The 23,742-nt window shown below is 68.5% G+C and carries 23 protein-coding genes; 8 read left to right on the top strand and 15 right to left on the bottom strand.

The window, feature by feature from the left end:
- Position 1: 1 nt before the first annotated feature.
- Positions 2-2,374, top strand: coding sequence for a penicillin-binding protein 1C (gene pbpC / locus N788_RS02680; RefSeq protein ID WP_051924267.1), 2,373 nt, complete (start codon positions 2-4; stop codon positions 2,372-2,374).
- On the opposite strand, the gene N788_RS02675 is transcribed toward pbpC, so the two are convergent.
- A complete protein-coding gene (locus N788_RS02675; protein WP_034220548.1) occupies positions 2,371-2,856 on the bottom strand; it encodes a peroxiredoxin in 486 nt (161 codons plus the stop codon). The two genes, pbpC and N788_RS02675, sit on opposite strands and share 4 nt — an antisense overlap.
- Before the next feature lie 168 nt (positions 2,857-3,024).
- On the opposite strand from N788_RS02675, the gene N788_RS02670 reads away from it, so the two are divergent.
- Together N788_RS02670 and N788_RS02665 are read left to right on the top strand one after the other, a co-directional pair.
- Positions 3,025-3,465, top strand: a complete 441-nt coding sequence (locus tag N788_RS02670) for an Hsp20/alpha crystallin family protein (protein ID WP_034220546.1) — start codon at positions 3,025-3,027, stop codon at positions 3,463-3,465.
- Between the two features lie 88 nt (positions 3,466-3,553).
- Positions 3,554-4,426 (top strand): DnaJ C-terminal domain-containing protein, encoded by an 873-nt coding sequence (locus N788_RS02665; protein WP_034220545.1) that lies wholly within the window; start codon positions 3,554-3,556, stop codon positions 4,424-4,426.
- A 46-nt stretch (positions 4,427-4,472) separates the two neighbouring features.
- Here the strand turns inward: N788_RS02665 and N788_RS02660 are convergent, their stop codons facing one another.
- The 8 genes from N788_RS02660 to purB form a co-directional block, all read right to left on the bottom strand.
- Entirely contained in the window at positions 4,473-4,841 is a 369-nt protein-coding gene (locus N788_RS02660; protein WP_034220543.1) for a response regulator, read from the bottom strand.
- Between the two features lie 62 nt (positions 4,842-4,903).
- Positions 4,904-5,896, bottom strand: a complete 993-nt coding sequence (locus N788_RS02655; protein ID WP_034220542.1) for an oxidoreductase — start codon at positions 5,894-5,896, stop codon at positions 4,904-4,906.
- 3 nt (positions 5,897-5,899) lie between these two features.
- Complete coding sequence (lpdA, locus tag N788_RS02650) at positions 5,900-7,324, bottom strand: dihydrolipoyl dehydrogenase (RefSeq protein ID WP_034220540.1); 1,425 nt, start codon at positions 7,322-7,324, stop codon at positions 5,900-5,902.
- A 23-nt stretch (positions 7,325-7,347) separates the two neighbouring features.
- The gene (gene odhB, locus N788_RS02645; RefSeq protein ID WP_034220538.1) at positions 7,348-8,526 is read right to left on the bottom strand and encodes a 2-oxoglutarate dehydrogenase complex dihydrolipoyllysine-residue succinyltransferase; all 1,179 of its coding nucleotides are present in this window, start codon (positions 8,524-8,526) and stop codon (positions 7,348-7,350) included.
- A 32-nt stretch (positions 8,527-8,558) separates the two neighbouring features.
- Positions 8,559-11,381: a 2-oxoglutarate dehydrogenase E1 component gene (locus tag N788_RS02640; protein ID WP_034220537.1), complete on the bottom strand. Its 2,823-nt coding sequence runs from the start codon at positions 11,379-11,381 to the stop codon at positions 8,559-8,561.
- A gap of 154 nt (positions 11,382-11,535) precedes the next feature.
- Positions 11,536-12,495, bottom strand: coding sequence for a GNAT family N-acetyltransferase (locus tag N788_RS02635; protein ID WP_034220535.1), 960 nt, complete (start codon positions 12,493-12,495; stop codon positions 11,536-11,538).
- 4 nt (positions 12,496-12,499) lie between these two features.
- Entirely contained in the window at positions 12,500-13,690 is a 1,191-nt protein-coding gene (locus N788_RS02630; protein WP_338022625.1) for a cupin domain-containing protein, read from the bottom strand.
- Positions 13,691-13,725: 35 nt separating this feature from the next.
- Positions 13,726-15,093 (bottom strand): adenylosuccinate lyase, encoded by a 1,368-nt coding sequence (gene purB, locus N788_RS02625; RefSeq protein ID WP_034220533.1) that lies wholly within the window; start codon positions 15,091-15,093, stop codon positions 13,726-13,728.
- Positions 15,094-15,234: 141 nt separating this feature from the next.
- On the opposite strand from purB, the gene N788_RS02620 reads away from it, so the two are divergent.
- A complete protein-coding gene (locus N788_RS02620) occupies positions 15,235-16,638 on the top strand; it encodes a class II fumarate hydratase (protein WP_034220531.1) in 1,404 nt (467 codons plus the stop codon).
- Positions 16,639-16,652: 14 nt separating this feature from the next.
- On the opposite strand, the gene N788_RS02615 is transcribed toward N788_RS02620, so the two are convergent.
- The 6 genes from N788_RS02615 to N788_RS02590 form a co-directional block, all read right to left on the bottom strand.
- Positions 16,653-17,417 (bottom strand): DUF4097 family beta strand repeat-containing protein, encoded by a 765-nt coding sequence (locus N788_RS02615; protein ID WP_034220529.1) that lies wholly within the window; start codon positions 17,415-17,417, stop codon positions 16,653-16,655.
- A gap of 16 nt (positions 17,418-17,433) precedes the next feature.
- Positions 17,434-17,997, bottom strand: a complete 564-nt coding sequence (locus N788_RS02610; protein WP_034220528.1) for a hypothetical protein — start codon at positions 17,995-17,997, stop codon at positions 17,434-17,436.
- Positions 17,998-18,068: 71 nt separating this feature from the next.
- A complete protein-coding gene (locus tag N788_RS02605; RefSeq protein WP_034220526.1) occupies positions 18,069-19,055 on the bottom strand; it encodes a membrane protein in 987 nt (328 codons plus the stop codon).
- Positions 19,052-19,912, bottom strand: a complete 861-nt coding sequence (locus tag N788_RS02600) for an ABC transporter ATP-binding protein (protein ID WP_034220524.1) — start codon at positions 19,910-19,912, stop codon at positions 19,052-19,054. The genes N788_RS02605 and N788_RS02600 overlap by 4 nt, the downstream gene beginning before the upstream one ends.
- Positions 19,912-20,274: a GntR family transcriptional regulator gene (locus tag N788_RS02595; protein WP_034220522.1), complete on the bottom strand. Its 363-nt coding sequence runs from the start codon at positions 20,272-20,274 to the stop codon at positions 19,912-19,914. Before N788_RS02595 ends, N788_RS02600 begins: the two co-directional genes overlap by 1 nt.
- Before the next feature lies 1 nt (position 20,275).
- Positions 20,276-20,542 carry a hypothetical protein gene (locus tag N788_RS02590; RefSeq protein ID WP_034220520.1) on the bottom strand — a complete coding sequence of 89 codons (267 nt, stop codon included), beginning with the start codon at positions 20,540-20,542 and terminating at the stop codon, positions 20,276-20,278.
- 141 nt (positions 20,543-20,683) lie between these two features.
- On the opposite strand from N788_RS02590, the gene N788_RS02585 reads away from it, so the two are divergent.
- From N788_RS02585 to N788_RS02570, 4 genes are all read left to right on the top strand, one after another.
- Positions 20,684-21,259, top strand: coding sequence for a glutathione peroxidase (locus N788_RS02585; protein WP_034220519.1), 576 nt, complete (start codon positions 20,684-20,686; stop codon positions 21,257-21,259).
- A 113-nt stretch (positions 21,260-21,372) separates the two neighbouring features.
- Positions 21,373-22,167 carry an FKBP-type peptidyl-prolyl cis-trans isomerase gene (locus N788_RS02580; protein ID WP_034220517.1) on the top strand — a complete coding sequence of 265 codons (795 nt, stop codon included), beginning with the start codon at positions 21,373-21,375 and terminating at the stop codon, positions 22,165-22,167.
- Between the two features lie 3 nt (positions 22,168-22,170).
- On the top strand, positions 22,171-23,532 hold the full coding sequence (locus tag N788_RS02575; protein WP_034220515.1) for a UDP-glucose dehydrogenase family protein: 1,362 nt from the start codon (positions 22,171-22,173) through the stop codon (positions 23,530-23,532).
- Positions 23,522-23,737 (top strand): SlyX family protein, encoded by a 216-nt coding sequence (locus N788_RS02570; RefSeq protein ID WP_034220513.1) that lies wholly within the window; start codon positions 23,522-23,524, stop codon positions 23,735-23,737. The genes N788_RS02575 and N788_RS02570 overlap by 11 nt, the downstream gene beginning before the upstream one ends.
- The last annotated feature ends 5 nt before the right edge of the window (positions 23,738-23,742 follow it).

Here is a 23,742-nt window from a genome sequence, read left to right as displayed (position 1 = left end):
AATGGGCGGTCCGCGCCGCCAGGCTGGCCGCCCTGACGGGGTCCGCGGGCCGGGTCGCGGGCTGCTGCTGGTCCTGGTCGCCTGGCTGGGCACCTGGTGGCTGGTCGACCGCCTGTTCCCGCCGCCGCTGCCGGCGCCGGGGGGCGCCAGCGTCGTGCTGGCGGCCGACGGATCGCCACTGCGTGCCTTCCCCGACCGCGAGGGCAGCTGGCGATACCCGGTGACACCCGACGAGGTGTCGCCGTTCTACCTGCAGGCGCTCCTGGGCTACGAAGATCGCTGGTTCCACCGGCATCCGGGCGTGAATCCGCTGGCGATGGGGCGCGCCGCCTGGCAGCGCGCCCGGCACGGGCGGGTGGTGTCGGGTGGTTCGACCCTGAGCATGCAGGTGGCACGCATCCTCGAACCCCAGCCGCGCAGCCTGGGCGGCAAGCTGCGGCAGTCGCTGCGCGCGCTGCAGCTTGAGTGGCACCTGGACAAGGACCAGATCCTGGCGCTCTACCTCAACCACGCCCCCTTCGGCGGCACCGTCGAAGGCGTCGAGGCGGCGAGTTGGGCTTACCTGGGCAAGTCCTCGCGCGAGCTCTCGCGCGCCGAGGCCGCCTTGCTCGCGGTGCTGCCGCAAGCGCCCAGCCGGCTGCGTCCGGACCGGCATCCGGAAGCGGCGCGGGTCGCGCGCGACAAGGTGCTCGACCGGTTGGCGACGCAGGGCGACTGGACGCCCGCCGAGGTCGAGGCCGCGCGCATCGAGCCGGTGGTCTCGCGCCGGCTGCGACCGCCGATGCACGCTGCGCTGCTGGCACGACGCCTGCACGCCGCCCGGCCGGGCCAGGGGCGCATCCGCAGCACGCTCGACGCCGACATGCAGCGAAGCCTGGAAGCGCGGCTCGCCGCCTACTTTTCCCCGCTTCCCGAGCGCAGTTCGGCCGCGCTGCTGGTGGTGGAGAACGCCACCCTCGAGGCCCGCGCCTACGTCGGCTCGCTGGACTTCGGCGATGCCCGGCGCCTGGGCCACGTGGACATGGTGCGCGCCGTGCGGTCCCCGGGTTCGACGCTCAAGCCCTTCCTTTACGGACTGGCCATGGACGATGGCCTGGTGCATTCGGAAAGCCTGCTGCTGGACGCGCCGCAGTCGTTCGGGGACTACCGGCCCGCCAACTTCGACCCCACCTTCAATGGCCCGGTGTCGGTGGCCGAGGCGCTGCGGCTTTCCTTGAACGTGCCGGCGGTTGACCTGCTCGACCGGGTCGGACCGGAACGGTTCGCCGCGCGCATGGCGCACGGCGGGGTCGGGTTGCGCCTGCCGCGCGGTGCCCGGCCGAACCTGTCGATCATCCTGGGCGGCACCGGCACCCGGCTCGAGGAGCTCGTCGGTGCGTACGCCGCCTTCAACCGTGCCGGCCTGGCCGGCACGGTGCGGTACACCCCGGATGCGCCGCTGCAGGAGCGCCGGCTGCTGTCGGAAGGCTCGGCGTGGATCGTGCGCGAAATCCTCGAGCAGCACGGGCGGCCGGGGCTGCGCGAGGGTGTCGTGGACGCCTCCGGTCGCCAGCGCGTGGCCTGGAAGACCGGCACCAGCTACGGCTTCCGCGACGCCTGGGCGATCGGCAGCACGCGTCGTTACACCGTCGGCGTGTGGGTGGGGCGACCGGACGGGACCCCGCTGCCGGGCCAGTACGGCGCCATCACCGCGCTGCCCCTGTTGTTCGAGGTCATCGACGGCCTGCCGCGCGATCCCGGCGGCGGCCAACGCCCGCCGATGCCGGCGTCCGTGGAAAAGCGCGACATCTGCTGGCCGCTGGGGGTGGCGCCGGATCCGGCGGCACCCGCGCTTTGCCATCGTCGCCGGGAGGCCTGGACCCTGGCCGGACAACTGCCACCGACCTTGCCCGAGCGTGATGCCCGAACCTGGGGCGCGGGTCGGCTGGTGCTGGACCTGGATGCGCGCAGTGGCCGGCGGCTGTCGGCGGGCTGCCGGCGCGAGGCCCCGGTCAAACGCGTGCAAATCGCCCGCTGGCCCAGCCTGGCCACGCCCTGGTTGCCGGCGGCCGAACGGCAGGCTTCGGCCATTCCGCCGCTGTCCCCCGACTGCCCGCCCGATGCCCTGGCCGCCTTCGAGAACCTGCGCATCGACGGCCCGGCCAACGGCAGCCTGCTGGCCTCACCGCCCGGCAGCAGCAAGCCGCCGACGCTGCGGCTGCGCGCGCTCGGTACCGACGCCCGGGTTCAGTGGCTGGTCAACGGTCGCCTGGCCGGGCAGACCCGGGGCCAGTCGACCTGGACGGTTCGATTCGACCAGCCGGGTCCGCAGCATGTCACCGCCCTGGCCGAATCCGGCGCCTGGGCCGAGCTGCGGCTGCGCGTACTCGATTAGTCGCCGGGCAAGTTGGCCAACACGTAATCGGCCGCCGAGACCTTGAACTCGCCCGGTGCCTCCACGTGCAGCTGCCGCACGACGCCGTCGTCGGCGTAGAGGGCGAAGCGTTTCGCGCGCAGGCCCATGCCGAAGGCGGTGGCGTCGAGCTCCAGGCCCAGGGCCTGGGTAAAAGCACCATTGCCGTCGGCGAGCATGGTCAGGTCCGGCGGCACGTCCTGGTCCTTGGCCCAGGCGCCCATGACGAAGGCGTCATTGACCGACAGGCAGGCGACTTCGACGCCGCGCTCGCGGAAGGCGTCCATCTTCTCCACGTACCCGGGCATGTGCTTGGCCGAGCAGGTGGGCGTGAACGCGCCCGGGACGGCGAAAAGCACGACTTTCTTGCCGCCGAACAGTTCCTGCGTGTCCACGGCCTGGACGCCGTCACGAAGGACGTTGAGCGTGGCCTTGGGAATCTTGTCTCCGACCGCGATGGTCATGGGTGGCTCCGGGGGGTGATTACAACGGTTATATCGGAAGGGCGGCGGAAACGAAATAAGGGATTATCCCCATGGGTGATGCTGCCGGGTCAGGGGTCTTGAAGCCGTGAAGACCGTCCCTATCTAGCGGGTATGGCGGCCCGGCCGCCGCAACCACGGAGATCCGACATGAGCCTGACCCGCTATTCAGCCAACCATCCTGCCGCCCTGCAGGACGAGATCAAGCAGGTGTTCGACAAGTTCTTCAACGGCGATTCCGACGATGCCTCCAGCGTGGTGACCAGCCAATGGATGCCGCGGGTGGACATCAAGGAGGAAGCAGCACGGTTCCTGATCCTCGCCGACCTGCCGGGCGTGGACCCGGACCAGATCGAGGTGCAGATGGACAAGGGCATCCTCTCGATCAAGGGCGAGCGCAAGACCGAAGCCGTGGCCGAGTCGGCCCGCTACTCCCGGGTCGAGCGCGCACACGGCGTGTTCTACCGGCGCTTCGCGCTGCCCGACAGCGCCGACCCGGATGGCGTCACCGCCACCGGCAAGCATGGCGTGCTGGAGATCGCCATTCCCAAGCGCCCGGAGACCACGCCCCGCCGCATCCAGGTGTCCTGATCCCGGCGGCCCCGGCCCCGGGACGGCACCCGCGTAAACTGGACCCGCGGCCGACACCCGCGGGTCCTTTCTTTCCCAAGGCCAGACGATGCAGTTCAAGGATTATTACGAAACCCTCGGCGTCGAGCCGACGGCCGGCGAGGCGGAAATCAAGACCGCCTACCGGCGGCTGGCGCGCAAATACCACCCGGACGTCAGCAAGGAGGCGGGCGCCGAAGATCGCTTCAAGGCCATCAACGAGGCCTATGAGGTCCTGCGCGACAAGGAAAAACGCGCCGCCTACGACCAGCTCAAGTCGCAGGGTTACCGCCCGGGCGAGGAGTTTCGCCCGCCGCCGGACTTCGGCGCCGGTGGCTTCGGCGGCCAGGGCTTCCGCTTCGAACAGGACTTCGGCGGCGGTGGTTTCAGCGACTTCTTCGAATCCCTGTTCGGCGGCGGCCGTCCGCGCGGCCGGCCGGAGCCGCCCGGCGATACCCGGGCCAAGCTGGCGATCCCGCTGGAACTGGCTTTCACCGGCGGCAAGCAGCGCATCGAGGTGGATGGCCGCAAGCTCGACGTCGGGATTCCGGCCGGCATCCAGCCGGGCCAGGTGATCCGCCTGGCGGGGCAGGGGCGTCGTGGCGCCGACCTGAAGCTGGAAGTGGACTACCGCCCGCACGCCGAGTTCGAGGTCGATGGCCGCAACGTGCTCTACACCCTGCCGCTGGCGCCCTGGCAGGCGGCGCTGGGCACCACGGTGAGCGTGCCGACCCTGGGCGGTACGGTCGAACTGCGGGTGCCGGCCGATTCCGACACCGGGCGCAAGCTGCGCCTGCGCGGCCGCGGCCTGCCGGGCAAGCCCGCGGCCGGCGACCAGATCGTCGAGCTCGAGGTCCGCGCGCCCAAGGCGTCGACCGACGCACAGAAGGCGCTATACCAGCAGATGGCCGAGGCCTTCGACTTCGACCCGCGGCGGGCCTGAGAAAAAAAGGGCCCCGAAGGGCCCTTTGCAAACGTGTCGTGCCGGATCAGCCGCCGGTGAGCAGGCCGTTGATGACCTCGATCAGCTGGTTCTCGTTGAACGGCTTGGTGATGTAGGCCTTGGCGCCCTGGCGCATGCCCCAGACCTTGTCGGTCTCCTGGTCCTTGGTGGTCACGAGCACGATCGGGATGTGCGCCGTGGTCGATTCCTTGGAAATGGCGCGGGTGGCCTGGAACCCATTGAGGTTGGGCATCACCACGTCCATCAGGATCAGGTCCGGGACATTGGCCTTGGCGGCTTCGACGCCGGCGGCGCCGTCTTCGGCGGTCAGGGCTTCGTGGCCCAGCTTTTCAACAATGCGTTTCATGCCCATCAGCTGGGACGGGGAATCATCGACGATCAGGATGCGTGCCATGAATGGGCCTCCAACAGGTATGGGGATTGTATGCCGGGGGGGCGGTCAGGGTGCAACCCGGGTCAGATGCGGACGACCGTTCGTCCGAAGGAGTCGCCGGCCAGCATGGTCGGGAAAACCTCGCCAAGCGCGTCCAGCGTGGCTTCCCGGGTGCAGATGGCATCCAGGTGGGCGGGTTTCCAGGGTCCGGCCAGGCGTTCCCAGACCTGCTCGCGCTGCGGTCGCGGCGTGCCTGCCGAGGCGATTCCCAGGATCGAGACGCCCCGGATGATGAACGGCATCACCGTGGTGTTGAGTACGTGGCCGCCCGCCAGGCCGCAGGCGGCGATATTGCCGTAGGGCTGGATGGCGCGGCTCAGGCCGGCCAGGGTGTCGCCGCCGACGCTGTCGATGGCGCCTGCCCAGAGGGCGGTTTCCAGCGGCCGCTGGCCCCAGTGCATGTCCCTGCGGTCGAGCACCTGCTTCGCGCCCAGCCGGGTGAGGAAGTCGAGCTGGTCGAACTTGCCGGTGATCGCGTGCGCCTCGTAGCCGGCGCGGGTGAGGATGTCGATCGCCAGCATGCTGACGCCGCCGGTGGCGCCGGTGACCACGACCGGCCCCATCGCCGGGGTCTGGCCGTTGGCCTCCATGCGCAGCAGCGACAGGCCGGCGGTGAAACCGGCGGTGCCCAGCACCATGGCCTCGCGCAGGCCCAGGCCCGCCGGCAGCGGGATCGTCCACTCCGCCGGCAGCCGCACGTATTCGGAATAGCCACCGTCGCGGGTTTCGGACAGGCCCGAACCCGTGCACAGCACCGGGTCGCCCTCGCGCAATCGCGGGTCGGTGGAGGCCACCACGTGGCCGGCGACGTCGATGCCGCCGACCAGCGGGAACCTGCGCAGGATCTTGCCTTCGCCGGTGCCCGCCAGCGCGTCCTTGTAGTTGATGCTGGACCATTCGGCGCGGACCACCACCTCGCCGGGCGACAGGTCGTCGATGCCGACCTGTTCGATGCCGGCGCGGTGGCCACCTTCCCCATGGATGCGGAATGCGCGGAATTTTTCCGGCACGCCCATGCCTCAGTTGGCCTTGTGGATGGCGCGCTTGTCGACCGCCATGGCGGCGTCGTGGATGGCTTCCGACAGGGTCGGGTGGGCGTGGCAGATGCGCGCCAGGTCCTCGGCCGAGCCGTGGAATTCCATCGCCAGGACGCCTTCGTGCACGAGCTCGGAGACGTTCACGCCAACCAGGTGCATGCCCAGGATGCGGTCGGTTTCCTCGTGCGCGATCACCTTCACGAAGCCGGCCGGTTCGGCCATCGCCACCGCACGGGCCACCGCGGCGAAGGGGAAGCTGCCGGTCTTGAACGGCACGCCTTCGTCCTTGAGCTGCTTTTCGGTCTTGCCGACCCAGGCGATCTCGGGCTCGGTGTAGATGACCCAGGGGATGGTGTCGAGATTGACGTGGCCAGGCAGGCCGGCGATGAGCTCGGCGACCGCGATGCCTTCTTCGAAACCCTTGTGCGCCAGCATCGGTCCGCGCACGCAATCGCCCACGGCCCAGACGCCGTCGACGGACGTCTTGCAGTGCTCGTCCACCTCGACCTGGCCACGGTCGTTGAGCTTGACGCCACTGTCGTCGGCCAGCAGGCCCTTGGTGGCGGCCTTGCGGCCAACCGCGACCAGCAGCTTGTCCACGACCAGGGACTGGTCGGACTTGCCGTCGTTGTAGGTCAGGTGGACTTCGTTCTTCTTGATTTCGGCCTTGCTGACCTTGGCGCCCAGCTTGATGTCCAGGCCCTGCTTCTTGAATTCGCGCAGCGCCGCCTTGGCGACGTCGGCATCGGCCGCGGCCAGGAAGTCGGGCAGGGCCTCGAGCACGGTGACCTCGGCGCCCAGGCGCTTCCAGACGCTGCCCAGCTCCAGGCCGATGACGCCGGCGCCGATGACGCCCAGGCGCTTGGGCACCTGCTCGAAATCGAGCGCACCGACGTTGTCGACGATGTGCTTGCCGTCGAACTTCGCGAACGGCAGTTCGATCGAATCCGAGCCCGGCGCCAGCACCACGTGCTTGCCGACCAGTTCGACTTCCTTGCCGTCGTGCTGCTTGACGACCACCTTCTTGCCGGCGTGCAGGGTGCCGAAACCGTAGTAGGCCGAGATCTTGTTGGCCTTGAACAGCTGGGCGATGCCGCCGGTGAACTGCTTGACGATCTTGTCCTTGCGGGCAACCATCGTCTTGACGTCGATCTTGGCGTCCTTGGCGGTGATGCCGTGCTCGCCGAACAGGTGCTGCAGGTTGTGGAACTGGCGGGAGCTGTCGAGCAGCGCCTTGGAAGGCACGCAGCCGATGCGCAGGCAGGTGCCGCCCAGCGCCGGTTTGCCGTCCTTGCCCAGCGCGGCATCGATGCAGGCGGTCTTGAGGCCCAACTGGGCCGCGCGGATGGCGGCATGGTAACCGGCGGGGCCGGCACCGATGACGACGACGTCGTATTGCTCAGACATGTCCGGTTCCTTCCTTGTTGGCCTTACAGGCCCAGCAGCATGCGGTGGGGGTTCTCGAGCTGGTTCTTGATGTCCACCAGGAACAGCACCGCGTCCTTGCCGTCGATGATGCGGTGGTCGTAGCTGAGCGCGATGTACATCATCGGCGCGACCAGGACCTGGCCGTTCTCGGCGATCGGGCGTTCCTTGATGGCGTGCATGCCCAGGATCGCCGACTGCGGCGGGTTGACGATCGGCGTGGACATCAGCGAGCCGAAGGTGCCGCCGTTGGTGATGGTGAAGGTGCCGCCCTGCAGGTCTTCGAGCTTGAGGCCACCTTCGCGGGCCGCCTTGGCGTAGCCGGCGATGGAGGACTCGACGTCGGCGAAGGACATGTTCTCGACGTTGCGCAGCACCGGCGTGACCAGGCCCTTGTCGGTGGCCACCGCGATCGAGATGTCGGCGTAACCGTGGTAGATCACGTCGTTGCCGTCGACCGAGGCGTTGACCGCCGGGTGCTTCTGCAGCGCGTTGGCCGCGGCCTTGGCGAAGAAGCTCATGAAGCCGAGCTTGATGCCGTGGGTCTTCTCGAACGGCTCGCCCAGTTCCTTGCGCATCGCCATCACCTTGCCCAGGTTCACCTCGTTGAAGGAGGTGAGCATGGCGATGGAGTTCTTGGACTGCATCATGCGCTCGGCGATGCGCTGGCGGATGCGGGTCATCGGCACGCGCTGTTCGGGGCGGGCGCCACCGCCGACCTTGATGTGGTTGACGACGTCTTCCTTGGTCACGCGGCCGCCGCGGCCGGTGCCTTCGACATCGGCCGGGTTGACGTCGTTGCGGGCGGCGTGGGCCGCGGCGCCCGGGGGCAGCTCGCTGCCGCCGGTCCGGGACGGGGCCTTGGCAGCCTCGGCCTTGGCCGCCGGCTTGTCCTCGGACTTGGGCGTGTCGGCTTTCTTTTCGGGCTTGGGCGCGTCTTCGACGGCGCCTTCCTCGATGATGGCCACGACCTGCTGGCTATTCACCGTGTCGCCTTCCTTGAACTTGAGCTCCTTGAGCTTGCCGTCCACGGGCGAGGGCACTTCGAGGACCACCTTGTCGGTCTCGAGGTCGAGCAGGTTCTCGTCGCGACGGACCGAGTCACCGGCTTTCTTGTGCCAGGTGGCGATGGTGGCGTCGGACACGGATTCCGGAAGGACCGGGACTTTGACTTCGATGCTCATGGACAAGGTCCTGCTGGCGTTGGATTGGGGGCTTATTCGGCGGTGTGGGTGTTGGGCGCGTTGACCAGTGCGTCTTCGATCAGCTGCGCCTGTTCGGCATTGTGCGTGTTCAGGTGGCCCGCCGCCGGCGAGGCCGAGCGCGAGCGCCCGGCGTAGCTGAGCGACTGGCCCTTGCCCAGGCAGAAATCAAGGTGGTGGCGGATCTGGTACCAGGCGCCCTGGTTCATGGGTTCTTCCTGGCACCACACCACTTCCTTGGCGGCGCCAAAGCGCTTGAGTTCCGCGGCCAGGAGCTGGCGCGGGAACGGATAGAGCTGCTCGACGCGCACGATCGCGACGTCCTTGACCTTCTTTTCCGCGGCCGCCTCGACCAGGTCGTAATAGACCTTGCCGCCGCAGACCACGACCCGGCGCGCCTTCTTGGCGTCCTTGCAGGTGCTGTCGGGGATGAGGTTCTGGAAGCCGCCCTTGGCCAGGTCGTCCAGGCTCGACACCGACAGCTTGTGCCGCAGCATGGACTTCGGGGTCATCACCACCAGCGGCTTGCGGGTGGCGCGCAGCATCTGCCGGCGCAGCAGGTGGAACATCTGCGCGGGCGTGGTCGGCGTGCAGACCTGGATGTTGTCCAGCGCGCACAGCTGCAGGAAGCGCTCAAGGCGGGCCGAACTGTGTTCCGGACCCTGGCCTTCGTAGCCGTGCGGCAGGAACAGCACCAGGCCACACAGCCGGTCCCACTTGGATTCACCCGAGGTGATGAACTGGTCGATCACGACCTGGGCGCCGTTGGCGAAATCGCCGAACTGGCCCTCCCAGATGTTGAGCGTCGACGGTTCGGCGGTGGAGTAGCCGTATTCGAAGCCCATCACCGCCTCTTCGCTGAGCAGCGAGTCGATGATCATGGCGTGCTCGGGGTTGTCCACCAGCGCGCGCAGCGGCATCACCGATTCGCCCGTGGCCTGGTCGTGCAACACGGCATGGCGGTGGAAGAAGGTGCCACGGCCCGAGTCCTGGCCGACGATGCGCAGCTTGTAGCCTTCCTTGAGCAGGGTCGCGTAGGCCAGGTTCTCGGCGAAGCCCCAGTCCATGGCCTGCTCGCCGGCGGCCATCTTGCGGCGGTCGTCGTAGATCTTGGCGACGCGTGCGTGCAGCTTGATGCCCTCGGGCGCGGCGTTGATGCGGGTGGCCAGCGCGTCGAGCTCGCTGCGCTTGACGGCGGTCTTGACCTCGTCGGCCAGGGTGCCCTCGAGCCACGGCGACCAGTCGACCGCGAACGGATCGGACTGGCTCTTGGCCAGTTCGGTCGTGACCACGCCCTTGTCGAGCTTGTCGCGGTAGTCGTCGACCAGGGCCTTGGCGCCGTCGGCGTCGATCACGCCTTCCTCGACCAGCCGCTCGGCATACAGCTCGCGCGTGGACTTGCGCGCGCGGATGTTCTTGTACATCAGCGGCTGGGTGGCGGCCGGCTCGTCGGCTTCGTTATGGCCGTGCTTGCGGTAGCAGACCAGGTCGATGACAACGTCCCGGCCGAATTCGCGGCGGAAATCGAAGGCCATCTGGGCGCAGAAGGCCACGGCCTCGGGATCGTCGCCGTTAACGTGCAACACCGGGGCGCCGATGATCTTCGCCGGGTCGGTGCTGTAGAGCGTCGAGCGGGCATCGTCCGGGCGGCTGATGGTGAAGCCGACCTGGTTGTTGACCACCACGTGCACGGTGCCGCCGACGGCGAAACCGCGGGCCTGCGACATCTGGAACAGCTCCATCACCACGCCCTGGCCGGCGAAGGCGGCGTCGCCATGCACCAGGATCGGCAGCACCTGCTCGCGCTTGCTGTCGCCGCGGCGCATCTGGCGCGCGCGCACCGAGCCGGCGACCACGGGGTCGACGATTTCCAGGTGCGAGGGGTTGAAGGCCAGCGCCAGGTGCACCGGGCCGCCCGGCGTCGCGATGTCCGACGAATAACCCATGTGGTATTTCACGTCGCCCGAGTAGGCCGGGTCGTCGTTGTGCTCGAACTGGCCGCGGAACTCGTCGAACAGCTTGTGCGGCGGCTTGCCCATCGTATTGACGAGGGTGTTCAGGCGGCCGCGATGGGCCATGCCGATGACCACGTCCTTGACGCCGGCGCTGCCGCCGCGGCGGATCAGGGTGTCCATCAGCGGGATCAGCGAGTCGCCGCCTTCCAGCGAGAAACGCTTCTGGCCGACGAAGGCGGTGTGCAGGTAGCGTTCCAGGCCTTCGGCTGCCGTGAGGCGCTCGAGCAGCCGGAGCTTGCCGTCCTTGTCCAGGCCGTAGCCGCGGGTGGCGCCTTCGAGTCGCTGCTGCATCCAGCGGCGCTGCTGCACGTCGGAGATGTGCATGAATTCGGCGCCGATGCTGCCCGAATAGGACGCACGCAGCTTGGCCAGCAGGTCGCGCAGCTTGTAGCGCGGCGCGCCGAACCAGGTGTCGACGGTGAACTCGGTGTCCAGGTCGGCATCGGACAGGCCGTGGTGGGCCAGGCCCAGGTCGGGCGCGTCCGGCCGCTTCATCAGTTCCAGCGGATCGAGCTTGGCGCCCAGGTGGCCGCGCGAACGATAGGCCGTGACCAGCTTGCCGACGGCGGCCTGCTTGCGGGCGGTCTCGTCGTCCACGCCACCCGACTGCGGTGCGCGCGCGGCGGCCTGCACCCGGGCCATGACCGCCGAATGCGGCACGTCGCCGGCCTCGCGGCCCTTGAAGCCGTCGAAGTAGGTTTTCCAGGCCGCCGGAACGGCGTCGGGATCGACCAGGTACGACTCGTACAGGTCTTCAATATAGGCGGCATTGCCGCCGGCGAGCTGAGAGGTCTGTTTGAACTGCTTGATCAGACTATCCACGACCCTGGCCTGGCCCGCCTGACGGCAGGTAAGTGATTGATGGAATGGGATGTCGGGGCGCCGCGGGCGGGCGACGACAAGGCCCGGGATTATAGCCCGCACGCGCAGGTACGGGAACCCGAAGCCCGCGCGTGACGACCCGGCGGGGGCCGGCCTAGATGTCCAGGGCCCGGAATTCGGTGCAGGCGCGTGAACGCTCCCAGACCCGGCCGAAATGCTCCGCCAGCTGGCGCGTGCGCGCCGGGTGCGCCGGGCTCCAGTCGCCTTCCCAGCGGCTGCCGAGCTGGCGGAACAGGTAGCCATCGCGGTCGTTGACCAGGAAGGCCGAGGGATATTGCAGGTCGAGGTCCTCGGTGGGCGTGCGCAGCTGGAAAGCCGAGGTCAGCCGCTGCGCCAGGCCCAGCAGGGGATGGCCCTGGCCCTGCACGCCGGCGGGGTCGAGCACGATCAGTTGCACGACGCCGCCGCGCCCGGCCGTGGCGAAGCGCCGGAACGCATCGATCAGCGCCGGCTGGCCGTAGAGCACCGGGTCGAGGTCGCGGCTGAAGACGAACAGTTCGCGCCGGGCGTCCCCGACCAGGCGCAGGGTGGCCTGGCTCGCTTCGGGAAGCCCTTCGAACTCCGTGGCCGGCACCGACGGGCCGCGTGGCCTGGCCGGGGGCCGGTCCGGACCGGCCAGGGGCACGAGGGCGCGGCGCATGGCCTGGTGCTCGATGCCCGCTTCCATGAAGCGGTCACCGTAGGGTTCAAAGCCGTGGCGCCCGTAGAAACCGATGGCCGCGACCTGGGCATTGAGCCTGACCTCGGTCCAGCCCAGGCTGCGGGCCCGGTCCATCAGGGCCACCAGCAGCGCGTCGCCGACGCCGCGGCCGCGCCACCCGGCCAGCACCGCCATGCGTCCGATCTTGTGTTCCGGTGTCAGGCGGCCGGTGCCGATGGGTTCGCCTTCGCCGTCGCGGGCGAGCACGTGGTGGCTGCGCGGGTCGAGCTCGTCCCATTCTTCTTCCTCCGGCACGTTTTGCTCGAGGACGAAGACCGTCTCGCGGACCTTGCGCAGGTCCGGCAGGTCGGTGGCGTAGTCGGCGGGTTCGATGCGGAAGTCGGTCGGGATCATGGCGTCACCGTTTGCGGCGTGGCTTGACCAGCTGGTAGTGGCCAGCGGCCACCAGGGCGTGCAGGGCGTCACGGCCGGCGGGGCCCAGCGCGGCCAGGCCTGCGGCGTCGAGCTCCTCGGCCGCGGCGAGGCGGCGGGCGTCGGCGACCCCCAGCGTGAGGCCCAGGCCATTGGCGAACAGCCGCGCCTGGCGGCCTTCGCGGGTCCAGGCCAAACGCGAGTGGGGATGGCGCAGCAGGCTCGCCCCCTGGTCCAGGCTCGACGCCAGGGCTTCGGCGCTGGGCGGGCGCGCGGGCGCGGCGATCTCGCCGCCGGCGCGGTATTGGGTGATGAAGCGGCCGAACCAAGCGCGCAGCTGGTCTTCTTCCAGCGACTGCAAATCCCGCAGTGCCCCGCGCAGGCGGCCGAAGGCCGCGTCGTCGATTTCCCACGGGTCCCGCGGCGGCGCCAGGTCGGGGTCGGCGTAGCGCGCCTGCTCGGGCAGCGCGGCGGCCAGTTCCTCGGCGAGGTCCACGATGAGTTCGGCGCGCGAGGGTGCGCGCATGCCGACCGAGAAGGTCAGGCAGGCCTCCTCGGCGACGCCATGGTGCGGCACGCCCGGCGGCAGGTAGAGCATGTCACCAGGACCCAGGACCCAGTCGTGGTCGGGGTCGAAGCGGGCCAGCAGCTTGAGTTCGACGTCGGGGCGGAAGTCGGTCGGGGCGTCCGCACGGCTGTCGATCTGCCAGCGGCGGTGGCCCTGCGCCTGCAGCAGGAAGACGTCGTACTGGTCCACGTGCGCGCCGACCGATCCGCCGGGCGCGGCGAAGCTGACCATGATGTCGTCCACCCGCCAGGCCGGCAGGAACCGGAAGGCCTGCAGCAGTGCGCGCACGTCCATGTCCCATTTGTCGACGTCCTGGACCAGCAGGGTCCAGTCCTGCTGCGGAAGTCCCGGGAACATGGCTTCGTCGAAGGGCCCGGTGCGCAGTTGCCAGGCATCGCGGCGCCGGTCATGCATGACGATGCGGGACAGCGCGGCTTCTTCGCAGGCCAGTCCGGCCAGGTCTTCGGGGGAAATCGGTGACTCGAATCCCGGGAAGGCCTGGCGGATCAGCAGCGGTCGCTTCTGCCAGTAATCACGCAGGAACGCCGACGGCGCCATGCCCAGCGGCTGCTTGCGGTCACCGGTGACTTCGATCGGGTGTCGGGCCATGGGTTCAGGGCGCATGGGGTCCGCGGCCAGGCCGGTCAGACGTCCCGCGCCAGCGAGGTCGCGTGGCCGATGTAACCGGCGGGGGTCAGCGCCAGCAGGCGGGCCTTGGCGTCGGCGGGCAGGTCTAGGCCTTGGATGAATTCGCGCATGGACTCGGCCGTGATGCCCTGGCCGCGGGTCAGGGCTTTGAGCTGTTCGTAGGGATTGGGCAGGCCGTGGCGACGCATCACGGTCTGCACCGGCTCGGCCAGCACCTCCCAGGCGGCATCGAGGTCTTCGGCCAGGCGCGCCGGGTTGGCGCTGAGCTTGCCCAGGCCGCGCTGCAGCGATTCGAACGCCACCAGCGTGTGGCCGAAGGCGGTGCCCAGGGCGCGCAGCACGGTCGAGTCGGTCAGGTCGCGCTGCCAGCGGCTGATCGGCAGCTTCTCGGAAAAATGGCCCAGCAGGGCATTGGCGATGCCGAAGTTGCCTTCGGCGTTCTCGAAGTCGATGGGATTGACCTTGTGCGGCATGGTCGAGCTGCCGACTTCGCCGGCCTTCACCGCCTGCTTGAAATAGCCCAGCGAAATGTAGCCCCAGACGTCGCGGCACAGGTCCACCAGGATGGTGTTGATCCGGCGCTGCGCATCACACAGTTCGGCGATGCCGTCGTGCGGTTCGATCTGGGTCGTGTAGGCGTTGAAGTCCAGGCCCAGCGATTCGACGAAGCGCTGCGCCAGCGCCGGCCAGTCGACGTCGGGGTAGGCCACCACGTGGGCGTTGTAGTTGCCGACCGCGCCGTTGATCTTGCCGGGGAACTCGATGCCGTGCATCACCGCCACCTGGCGCTGCAGCCGTGCCACGACGTTGGCGATTTCCTTGCCGACGGTGCTGGGCGAGGCCGTCTGGCCGTGGGTGCGCGAGAGCATCGGCAGCGCGGCATGCTCGTGGGCCATGGCCCGCAGGGTATCGACGGTTTCCGCGGTCTTGGGCGCGATCACGCGGGTGTAGGCCTCCTGCAGCATCAGGGCATAACTGAGGTTGTTGATGTCCTCGCTGGTGCAGGCAAAGTGCACGAACTCCAGCGCCGGCCCGAGTTCGGCATCGTCCTTGAGTCGTTCCTTGATGAAGTATTCGACCGCCTTGACGTCGTGGTTGGTGGTGCGTTCGATGGCCTTGACGCGGCCGGCGTCGGCCACCGTGAAGCCCTCGGCGAGGGCGCGCAGGCGCGCCGCCGCGGCGTCCGGGAACGGCGCCAGTTCGGTGATGCCGGGCTCGGCGGCCAGGGCCAGCAGCCACTCCACCTCCACCCGCACGCGGGCCCGGATGAGCCCGTATTCCGAGAAGATCGGCCGCAGCGCCTCGGCCTTGCCGGCGTAGCGGCCGTCGATCGGGGAGAGGGCGGTCAGGGCGGCGTCGGACATCGGCTGGGCTCGGGCAGTGCGGGGAAGGCGTCATTCTAACCGGCCCCCACTGTGGGAGGGACTTCAGGCCCGAAAAGCTTCGGGACTGAAGTCCCTCCCGCGGGAGCGCTATGCTCGGGGCAAGTCGCAAGGAGCACCGCCATGGCCGGCAAGACCCGCACCGAATCCGACAGCCTGGGCGAATTGCAGGTTCCCGCCGAGGCGCTGTATGGCGCCCAGACCCAGCGTGCCGTGCAGAACTTCCCGATCTCGGGCCTGCGCCTGCCGCGCGACTTCATCCGTGCCCTGGGCCTGGTCAAGGCCTCGGCGGCCGGCGCCAACGCCTCGCTGGGGCAGTTGCCCGCGGACCTGGCGGAGGCCATCCGCGACGCCGCCCTGCAGGTGGCCGCCGGCGACCTGGACGGGCAGTTCCCGGTGGACGTCTTCCAGACCGGCTCGGGCACCTCCAGCAACATGAATGCCAACGAGGTCATCGCGCGGCTGGCCTCGAAGGGCCGCAAATCGCCCGTGCACGCCAACGACCACGTCAACATGGGCCAAAGCTCGAACGACGTGGTGCCCACCGCCATCCAGGTCGCCGCCGTGCTGGCCTGCCGCGAGCGCCTGCTGCCGGCGATCAGGCACCTGCGCCTGGCCATCGATCGCAAGGCACGCCGGGTCGGCAAGGTCGTCAAGACCGGCCGGACCCACCTGATGGATGCGATGCCGCTGACCCTGGGCCAGGAGATGGGGGCCTGGTCGGCGCAGCTGGCGTCCGCAATGGAACGCATCGACGACACGCTCGAACGCGTGCGCCGCCTGCCCATCGGCGGCACCGCCGTCGGCACCGGCATCAACGCCGAGCCCCGTTTCGGCAAGCGCCTGTGCAAGGAACTGTCGACCCATGCGGGCCAGCGCTTCACCCAGGCAGGCAATCTTTTCGAAGGCATCGCCTCGCAGGACGCGGCGGTGGAGCTGTCCGGCCAGCTCAATGCGTTGGCCACGGCGCTGATGAAGATCGGGAACGACTTGCGCTGGATGAACTCGGGTCCGCTGGCCGGGCTCGGGGAAATCGAGCTGCCGGCCCTGCAGCCGGGCAGCTCGATCATGCCCGGCAAGGTCAATCCCGTGTTGCCAGAAGCGCTGTGCATGGTCTGCGCGCAGGTCATGGGCAACCACGTCACGATCACCGTGGCCGGCGCCAGCGGCAATTTCCAGCTCAACGTCATGTTGCCGCTGGTGGCGCACAACCTGCTGCAGTCGATCGGGCTGCTGGCCAATGCGATGCGGGTGCTGGCCGACGGCGCCATCACGGGGTTCAGCGTGCGCCACGACCGGCTGGAAGCGGCGCTGGCGCGCAATCCGATCCTGGTGACGGCGCTGAACCCGGTGATCGGCTACGAAAACGCCGCCGCCATTGCAAAACAGGCCTACCGCGAGGGCAGGCCGGTGCTGGCGGTGGCGATGGAGCGCACCGGCATGGACGAGAAGACCCTGCGCAAACTGCTCGATCCCGCGGCCCTGGCCAAGGGCGGCATCCATGGCGGCGCGGGCGGGGGCGGCTAGCCCCCGCCGCGGGGTCAGTCGTCCTTGGGTACGTTGACGGCGCCCAGGACCCGGCCGTGGTCGACATCGCCGCTGCCCAGGCGTTCGACCACCAGGTCGCCGGCGACGTCGTGTACGTCGAGGTCGCCCGAACCAATCCGGCGAACCCGGACGCTGCCGGCGACGCCGTCGAGGTCGATGTCGCCCGAACCGAGCGATCCGATCTGCACGTCGCCGCGCACCCGCCGGGCATCCAGGTCACCGGATCCGACCGAACGAAGGTCCAGGCTGCCGATGTCGTCGAAATCCAGGTCGCCCGAGCCGACTTCAGCGCGCACTTCGCCGCTGATGCGGCGTGCCTCCAGATCGCCCGAGCCCACGTCGGCCACCAGGCTGGCGACGCCGGCGACCTCGGCGTCACCCGAACCGACCTCCACGTCGTAGGCGAGTCCGGCCGGCAGGCGGGCCTGGACCTCCAGGTTGGCGTAGGTCGGACTGAAGAACAGGCCGCTGCTCTTGCCCCGGCGTTCGATGGTCACGCGCAGCGTGTCGCCGGACCGCTGGGCCTCCACCACGAGCTGGGACAGGTAGTCCGGGTCCGAAGCGCAGGCGCGGATCTGCAGCGGCGCCACCGATTCGTCCGGCACGCCGTCGAGCCGCAGGTCATGCGAGTTCACTTCGAATCGCACCAGGCTGACCCCGTCGAGGTCGAGCGCGAGCTGGCGCGTGTCTTCATGCTTGCAGTCGTTGGCAAGGGCCAGGCCAGGCAGCAGCAGCAGGGGGAGCAGTATCGGCTTCATGGTCGGGTCTCCGTCCTCAGTCCACGTTGACGTGGCAATCGTCGATGTCCGACTGGTCCATCTTGGCGTAGGGCGCGAACTCCGGCACCGCCGCGGCCAGGGCCTGCTGGCTCTGGTGCAGGGCGGGCAGGCGATCGCACAGCGCCAGGGCCGCGACCTCGATCTCCTTGGATTTCTTCTTGGCGTTTTCTTCCACGGCCGCCGTGCCTTCGCCGGTGAAGAGGCCCTGGATGGCGATGCCGATGCTTTCCTTGGCCAGGCCGGCCGCCTCGAGGCCCAGTCGCGCGCCATGTTCGGCGATGGCGGCCACGTCGGCGCGATAGGCGATGGCGAGTTCGCGCTGGGAGGGGTCCAGCCCCACCGGCTCGCCGCCGATGATCAATTCACCCTCGGGCGTGAGCTCGGCGCGGGGCAGGTCATCGCCGCGGCCCAGGTCGAGGTTCTCGGTCGCCATTTCCTCGCGGATTTCGCGGGTCACTTTGTCGGCCAGGGAACTGCCGGTGCTGGCGTCGTCGCCGTTGGCGCCGCAGGCGGCCAGGGCCAGCAGGGGAGCAAGCAGGAGCAGGGAAAGTCGGGACATGGGGAACCTCGCGATGTCGGATGGAGCATGGAACGGGCAGGGCGGCCAACGGGGCCGCCCTGCCGATGGGATCAGCCTTCGTCGCGGCTGCGGCGGAAGTGCACGGCGGCGAAGATCATCGCGGCGCCGACGGCTGCACCGATCCAGAGGTCGAGGGTCGCGAAGGCACCCCAGGCATTCTGGGCCGAGAACAGGGTGACGATGTCCTGCGGGCCGTCCGGGTTGAAGTTCGCCATCTGCGGGTCATTGGCGCCGCGGTAGACCAGGTCCATGCCCGGGACGGTGCCCAGCAGCATGCGGCCGACGATGTGCTGCCAGAACCAGGAGGCGCTGGAGCCGAACATTTCCATGACGTCGAACCAGGTCACCAGGATGCCGGCGAAGACCGGCACCAGCAGCGCCCACAGGAAGGGCTTGGTGCGGGCCCAGGCCGAAACCAGCATCAGCCAGCCCACCGTCGGCAGGGCCCAGGCCGCATAGACGGGCAGGGAGGCCAGCATGTGGAAGGCGATGCTCAGCGGGCTGGCCGGTCCCCAGATCAGCGGGATCGGATTGCCACCGTGGAACATCACGTAGGCACTGAGCAGGACCAGGAAGCCGATCGAGGTGATGACCGCCGCGATCATGGCCACCAGCGGGGCCACCACCAGCGCACTGGCCACCTTGGACAGCACGGTCTGGCCGTCCGACAGGGGCAGCGACTTCCAGAACAGGATGCTGCGGTCCTTGCGCTCGTCGTAGAGCGCGCCCAGGCAGTAGAAGAACACCACGAAGGCGAGCACGATGAGGGGCCAGGAGCCGGCCATCAGCGTGCCCAGGTCGAGACCGCCGCCGAGCTCCGCCATTTCCTTGGGCGACAGGGTTTCGGTGAGCATGCGCAGCTGCACGCCGTTCATCTCGAGGTCGCCCTGGTCGACGCTGCGGCGCATGCTTTCACCGGCGATCACCGCCATGGTGCTGATGACCAGGAAGACCGCGCCGGCGATCAGGGGCGCCCACAGGAAGCCACCGCGGTGTTCCCAGTATTCGCGCTTGAGGAGCCATTTGAAGGTGTTCATGCGTAGGTTCCTTTCATGGTGGCGACGAACAGGTCGGCGATGCCGGGGTTTCTGACCTCGCCGAAGGTGGCGACCTGCTCGCGGGGCACGCCGTCGAACAGCATCACGGCCTTGCCGAACACGGTGCGTTCGTCGATCGGGTTCAGGGCGCGGGCGGCTTCGGCCTTGTCGGCCGGCACCATCACCTCGGTGAAGCGCTCGCCCACTTCGTCCATCGTGGCCGAGAGCACGATCTTGCCCTCGCGGATGAACATCAGGTCGGTGAGGATGTGTTCGATCTCCTCGACCTGGTGGGTGGTGACGACGATGGTCTTGTTCTCGTCGAAGTAGTCCTCGAGCAGGTTCTGGTAGAACTGCTTGCGGTACAGGATGTCCAGGCCCAGGGTCGGTTCGTCGAGCACCAGCAGCTTGGCGTCGATGGCCATCACCAGCGCCAGGTGCAGCTGCACGATCATGCCCTTGGACATCTGCTTTACTTTCATGTCCGGGTGCAGCTTGGTGTGCGCCAGGTAGGCCTCGGCCTTCTTGCGGTCGAAGCGTGGATGCACGCCGGCGACGAAGTCCACGGCCTGCTTGACCTTGATCCAGCGCGGCAGCACCGCCACGTCGGCGATGAAGCACACGTCCTGCATGACGTCGTCACGCTCGGTGCGCGGGTTCTTGCCCAGCACCTTGAGCTCGCCCTCGAAGGGCACCAGGCCCAGGGCGGCCTTGAGCGTGGTGGTCTTGCCCGAGCCATTGGGGCCGATGAGGCCGACGATGCGGCCGGCGGGGATCTCGAAGCTGATCGAATCGACGGCCTTGACGCCCTTGCCGTAGTGCTTGGAGAGGTTGCGGGCGGAAATGACGGCGCTCATCAGTTGCTCTCCTTCGCTTGGGCCATGAGCTTGCCGATGTCCAGGCCAAGGCGCTGGATGCGCTCGACCACCAACGGCCATTCTTCCTTCAGGAAGCGTTCGCGCTCCGAATGCAGCAGGTTTTCGCGCGCCCCTTCGGTCACGTACATGCCAAGTCCCCTTCGTTTTTCCACAAGACCTTCGTCCGCCAGCTCCTGGTAGGCGCGGGAGACGGTGATTGGATTGAGCTGGTATTCGGCGGCGATCTGCCGGACCGAGGGCAGGGCCTCGCCGGGCTGGAGGATGCCGTCGAGCATCATCGCCACCACTTTGTCCTTGAGCTGCCGGTAGATCGGCGCGCTGTCATTCCAGGCGATAGTCATCTCAGGACTCCCGGCGGGTGATCAAGGCCGCCATCGACACGTAGGGCATGGCGATCTGGCGCTTGAGCGCGCCGCGGCTGATCCGGTGGGCCCGGAGCGCCGCTTCGGCGTCCTGGGCGATGGGCTCGACGCTGTCGGCCATGGCCAGGGTCGTCGCAGGCGCCAGCGAGACTGCCTGGCTCGGCGGTTCACCGAAGCCGTATCCGGCGACGAGGACGCCAAGCGCCACGGCCAGGGCCATCAGGTTGGTTTTGATCTTGGGGCTCATGCGGCCTCCCGCGTTGGTGAGGTATTGGTCAGGTGTTGTAGCAAACTATAACACCCAAAAAGCGGCTGTCAACACCTTTTGCACGTCCGGGGGCCCAAACTGATGGCATAGGCGCGGATGGTCCGCGCCGGAGGGTGGACGATGGGCAGGAAATCGCTTGTTTTACTGGCCGGGCTGCTGGCCGTGGTGCCGGCCATGGCTGCCGGCAAGCTGCTGGACCGGGATTTCCGGCAACTGGCGGGCAAGGAGACCGTGAACCTGGAGCAGGCCTACGGCGGCCAGGTGCTGTTGGTGGTCAACACCGCAAGCAAATGCGGGTTCACGCCGCAGTACGAAGGCCTGGAGGCCATGTACGCGAAGTACAAGGACCAGGGTTTCGCGGTGCTCGGCTTCCCGTCCAATGACTTCATGGGCCAGGAGCCGGGCAGCGAAGAGGACATCCAGGAGTTCTGCACGCTGACCTACGGGGTGAAGTTCCCGATGTTCGAGAAGGTGCAGGTGCGCGGCTCGGGTGCGACGCCGCTCTACCGGGAGCTCGCCGCCGCGACGGGCGAGGCGCCGGGCTGGAACTTCCACAAGTACCTGATCGATCGCGAGGGCAAGGTGGTGGCCAGTTTCGGCAGCCGCACGACCCCGGACGATCCGAAGCTGGTGGCTGAAATCGAGAAGCTGCTGGCGGCGCCGGCGCCCGCCGACCAGGCCGGCAAGGCCGGCTGAACCGCGGGCCAGCCTGAACCGCCGTCACGGTGCTGATTGCCGTGACGGCGGCGCATCGGGACAATAGCGGGCGACGTGCCGTTCCGGCCCGCCCCTTCAGGAGTCTTGTCCCAATGAATCCCGCCCTGCGTTTCGCCGCGCCGCTGGTGCTCGCCAGCCTGGTGCTCAGCCTCAGCGCCTGCAAGTCCGATACCCCCGAGTCGGAAGCCGAATCTGCTTCGCAAGCCGATCCGTCCGGTGACCCCGCCGCTGCCGAATCCGGCGCGCCCATCGTTGCGGGCATCGAAGGCCTGGAAACCGAGCGCGCCCAGGTGAGCTACATGATCGGCCTGGATATTGGCCGTTCGATGTCGGTGGTCAAGCAGGACCTGGACCTGGACGTCGTGCGCCAGGCCATGGAGGACGCGTTCGAAGAGCGCGAGCCCAAGATCACCGACGAGCAGATGCAGCAGATCCAGGCGGCCTTCACCACCAAGCTGCAGGAACGCAAGCAGGCCGAAATGGAAGCCGCGGCGATCGCCGCCAAGGCCGAGGGTGAAACCTTCCTCGCCGCCAACAAGGACAAGCCGAACGTGCAGGTCACCGAAAGCGGCCTGCAGTACCGCGTCGAGCGTGCCGGCAACGGCGCCAGCCCGAAGGCCGACGACGTCGTGCGCGTGCACTACAAGGGCACGCTGCCCAACGGCGATGTCTTCGACAGCTCCTACGACCGCGGCCAGCCGGCCGAATTCGGCCTGGGCCAAGTCATTCCGGGTTGGTCCGAAGGCGTGCAGCTGATGAAAGTCGGCAGCAAGTACACCTTCTGGATCCCGTCCGAGCTGGGCTACGGCGAAGCCGGTGGCGGTGGCGTCATTCCGCCCAATGCCATGCTGACCTTCGAAGTCGAACTGCTCGAAATCGTCGAGTAAGCCATGCGCGCCACGGTATTCGGCACCGGATACGTCGGCCTCGTCTCGGGCACCTGCCTGGCCGAGGTCGGCCATCAGGTGACCTGCGTGGACGTGGACCAGGCCAAGATCGAAGGGCTCGAACGCGGGATCGTCCCGATATTCGAGCCCGGCCTCGAGCCGATGGTGAAGGCCAACCATGCCGCTGGCCGGCTGGCCTTCACCACGGACGCGGCGGCCGCGATCGCGGATGCCGAAGTCGTGTTCATCGCGGTCGGTACGCCGCCGGACGAGGACGGCAGCGCCGACCTGCAGTACGTCCTGGCGGTGGCCCGGACCATCGGCAGGCATTTGTCGAGGCCGGCGGTGGTCGTCAACAAGTCCACGGTGCCCGTGGGCACCGCCGACAAGGTGCGTGCCGTCATAGCCGCCGAGCTGTCGGCACGCGGCCTGCCGCTGGATTTCGACGTGGTGTCGAACCCGGAGTTCCTGAAGGAAGGCGCCGCGGTCAATGACTGCATGCGGCCCGACCGGATCGTGCTGGGCGCGCGCAGCGCCGGCGCGGTGGACACCATGAAGCGGCTGTATGCGCCGTTCAACCGCAACCACGAGCGCCTGGTCGTGATGGACGAGCGTTCCGCCGAGCTGACCAAGTACGCCGCGAACGCCATGCTCGCGACCAAGATCAGCTTCATGAATGAAATGGCGAACATCGCCGAACGGGTGGGTGCCGACATCGAAATGGTCCGCCAGGGCATCGGCTCGGACCCGCGCATCGGTTACCAGTTCATCTATCCCGGCGCCGGCTACGGCGGCTCGTGTTTTCCCAAGGACGTGCAGGCGCTGGAACGCACCGCCCGCCAGCACGATTACCAGGCCGGATTGCTGCAGGCCGTGGAAGGCGTCAATCAACGGCAGAAGCACAAGCTCGCGGAGCTGGCGCTTCGCCATTTCGGCGGCGACCTGCGGGGCAAGACCTTCGCGGTCTGGGGCCTGGCATTCAAGCCCAATACCGACGACATGCGCGAGGCGTCCAGCCGCGCGCTGCTGGCCGACCTGTGGGCGGCCGGTGCGCGTGTGCGGGCGCACGATCCCGAAGCGATGGAGGAAGCGCGCCGGGTATTCGGCCAGCGCGGCGACCTGGAACTGTGCGCGAGTCCTGCCAGCGCCCTGGAGGGCGCCGACGCGCTGGTGCTGGTGACGGAGTGGAAGGCCTACTGGAGCCCGGATTTCCCGGCGCTGGCGACGGCGCTGGGCGCCCGGGTGGTTTTCGACGGACGCAACGTCTGGGACCCGGTCCAGGTCGAACAGGCCGGGCTGGCGTATTACGGCATCGGTCGCGGGCGCAGCCTGCGGCCTGCCGGGGAGGCTGGCCATGACCACTGATGTCGAGCAGCGCATCGCGGAACTCGAAACCCGGCTCGCGTTCCAGGAACACACCCTGGGCGAGCTGAGCGATGCCCTGGCCGAAATCCGCATGGAGTCGGCGCGCAACGCCGAGACGCTGGTGCGGGTGATGGCCGAACTCAAGCAGCTGCGTACCTTGCTGTACGCCGATCCCGGCAGCGAACCCCCGCCGCCACACTATTGATCCGA

It is taken from the genome of Arenimonas donghaensis DSM 18148 = HO3-R19 (assembly GCF_000743535.1).
Taxonomy (GTDB): Bacteria; Pseudomonadota; Gammaproteobacteria; order Xanthomonadales; family Xanthomonadaceae; genus Arenimonas; species Arenimonas donghaensis.
Note: the sequence above shows the minus strand (reverse complement) of the source record. Positions and strands in the feature narration are given on the sequence as shown.

What these genes read in the sequence shown, in the direction of transcription:
- N788_RS02620 (WP_034220531.1), top strand. Translation starts at nt 15,235, where the DNA reads ATGGCCGGCAAGACCCGCACCGAATCCGACAGCCTGGGCGAATTGCAG.
- purB (WP_034220533.1), bottom strand. Translation starts at nt 15,093, where the DNA reads ATGTCCGACGCCGCCCTGACCGCCCTCTCCCCGATCGACGGCCGCTAC.
- N788_RS02670 (WP_034220546.1), top strand. Translation starts at nt 3,025, where the DNA reads ATGAGCCTGACCCGCTATTCAGCCAACCATCCTGCCGCCCTGCAGGAC.
- odhB (WP_034220538.1), bottom strand. Translation starts at nt 8,526, where the DNA reads ATGAGCATCGAAGTCAAAGTCCCGGTCCTTCCGGAATCCGTGTCCGAC.
- N788_RS02605 (WP_034220526.1), bottom strand. Translation starts at nt 19,055, where the DNA reads ATGAACACCTTCAAATGGCTCCTCAAGCGCGAATACTGGGAACACCGC.
- N788_RS02585 (WP_034220519.1), top strand. Translation starts at nt 20,684, where the DNA reads ATGGGCAGGAAATCGCTTGTTTTACTGGCCGGGCTGCTGGCCGTGGTG.
- N788_RS02655 (WP_034220542.1), bottom strand. Translation starts at nt 5,896, where the DNA reads ATGGGCGTGCCGGAAAAATTCCGCGCATTCCGCATCCATGGGGAAGGT.
- N788_RS02570 (WP_034220513.1), top strand. Translation starts at nt 23,522, where the DNA reads ATGACCACTGATGTCGAGCAGCGCATCGCGGAACTCGAAACCCGGCTC.
- N788_RS02635 (WP_034220535.1), bottom strand. Translation starts at nt 12,495, where the DNA reads ATGATCCCGACCGACTTCCGCATCGAACCCGCCGACTACGCCACCGAC.
- lpdA (WP_034220540.1), bottom strand. Translation starts at nt 7,324, where the DNA reads ATGTCTGAGCAATACGACGTCGTCGTCATCGGTGCCGGCCCCGCCGGT.
- N788_RS02675 (WP_034220548.1), bottom strand. Translation starts at nt 2,856, where the DNA reads ATGACCATCGCGGTCGGAGACAAGATTCCCAAGGCCACGCTCAACGTC.
- N788_RS02595 (WP_034220522.1), bottom strand. Translation starts at nt 20,274, where the DNA reads ATGACTATCGCCTGGAATGACAGCGCGCCGATCTACCGGCAGCTCAAG.
- N788_RS02615 (WP_034220529.1), bottom strand. Translation starts at nt 17,417, where the DNA reads ATGAAGCCGATACTGCTCCCCCTGCTGCTGCTGCCTGGCCTGGCCCTT.
- N788_RS02665 (WP_034220545.1), top strand. Translation starts at nt 3,554, where the DNA reads ATGCAGTTCAAGGATTATTACGAAACCCTCGGCGTCGAGCCGACGGCC.
- N788_RS02575 (WP_034220515.1), top strand. Translation starts at nt 22,171, where the DNA reads ATGCGCGCCACGGTATTCGGCACCGGATACGTCGGCCTCGTCTCGGGC.
- N788_RS02660 (WP_034220543.1), bottom strand. Translation starts at nt 4,841, where the DNA reads ATGGCACGCATCCTGATCGTCGATGATTCCCCGTCCCAGCTGATGGGC.
- N788_RS02580 (WP_034220517.1), top strand. Translation starts at nt 21,373, where the DNA reads ATGAATCCCGCCCTGCGTTTCGCCGCGCCGCTGGTGCTCGCCAGCCTG.
- N788_RS02610 (WP_034220528.1), bottom strand. Translation starts at nt 17,997, where the DNA reads ATGTCCCGACTTTCCCTGCTCCTGCTTGCTCCCCTGCTGGCCCTGGCC.
- N788_RS02600 (WP_034220524.1), bottom strand. Translation starts at nt 19,912, where the DNA reads ATGAGCGCCGTCATTTCCGCCCGCAACCTCTCCAAGCACTACGGCAAG.
- N788_RS02590 (WP_034220520.1), bottom strand. Translation starts at nt 20,542, where the DNA reads ATGAGCCCCAAGATCAAAACCAACCTGATGGCCCTGGCCGTGGCGCTT.
- pbpC (WP_051924267.1), top strand. Translation starts at nt 2, where the DNA reads ATGGGCGGTCCGCGCCGCCAGGCTGGCCGCCCTGACGGGGTCCGCGGG.
- N788_RS02630 (WP_338022625.1), bottom strand. Translation starts at nt 13,690, where the DNA reads ATGGCCCGACACCCGATCGAAGTCACCGGTGACCGCAAGCAGCCGCTG.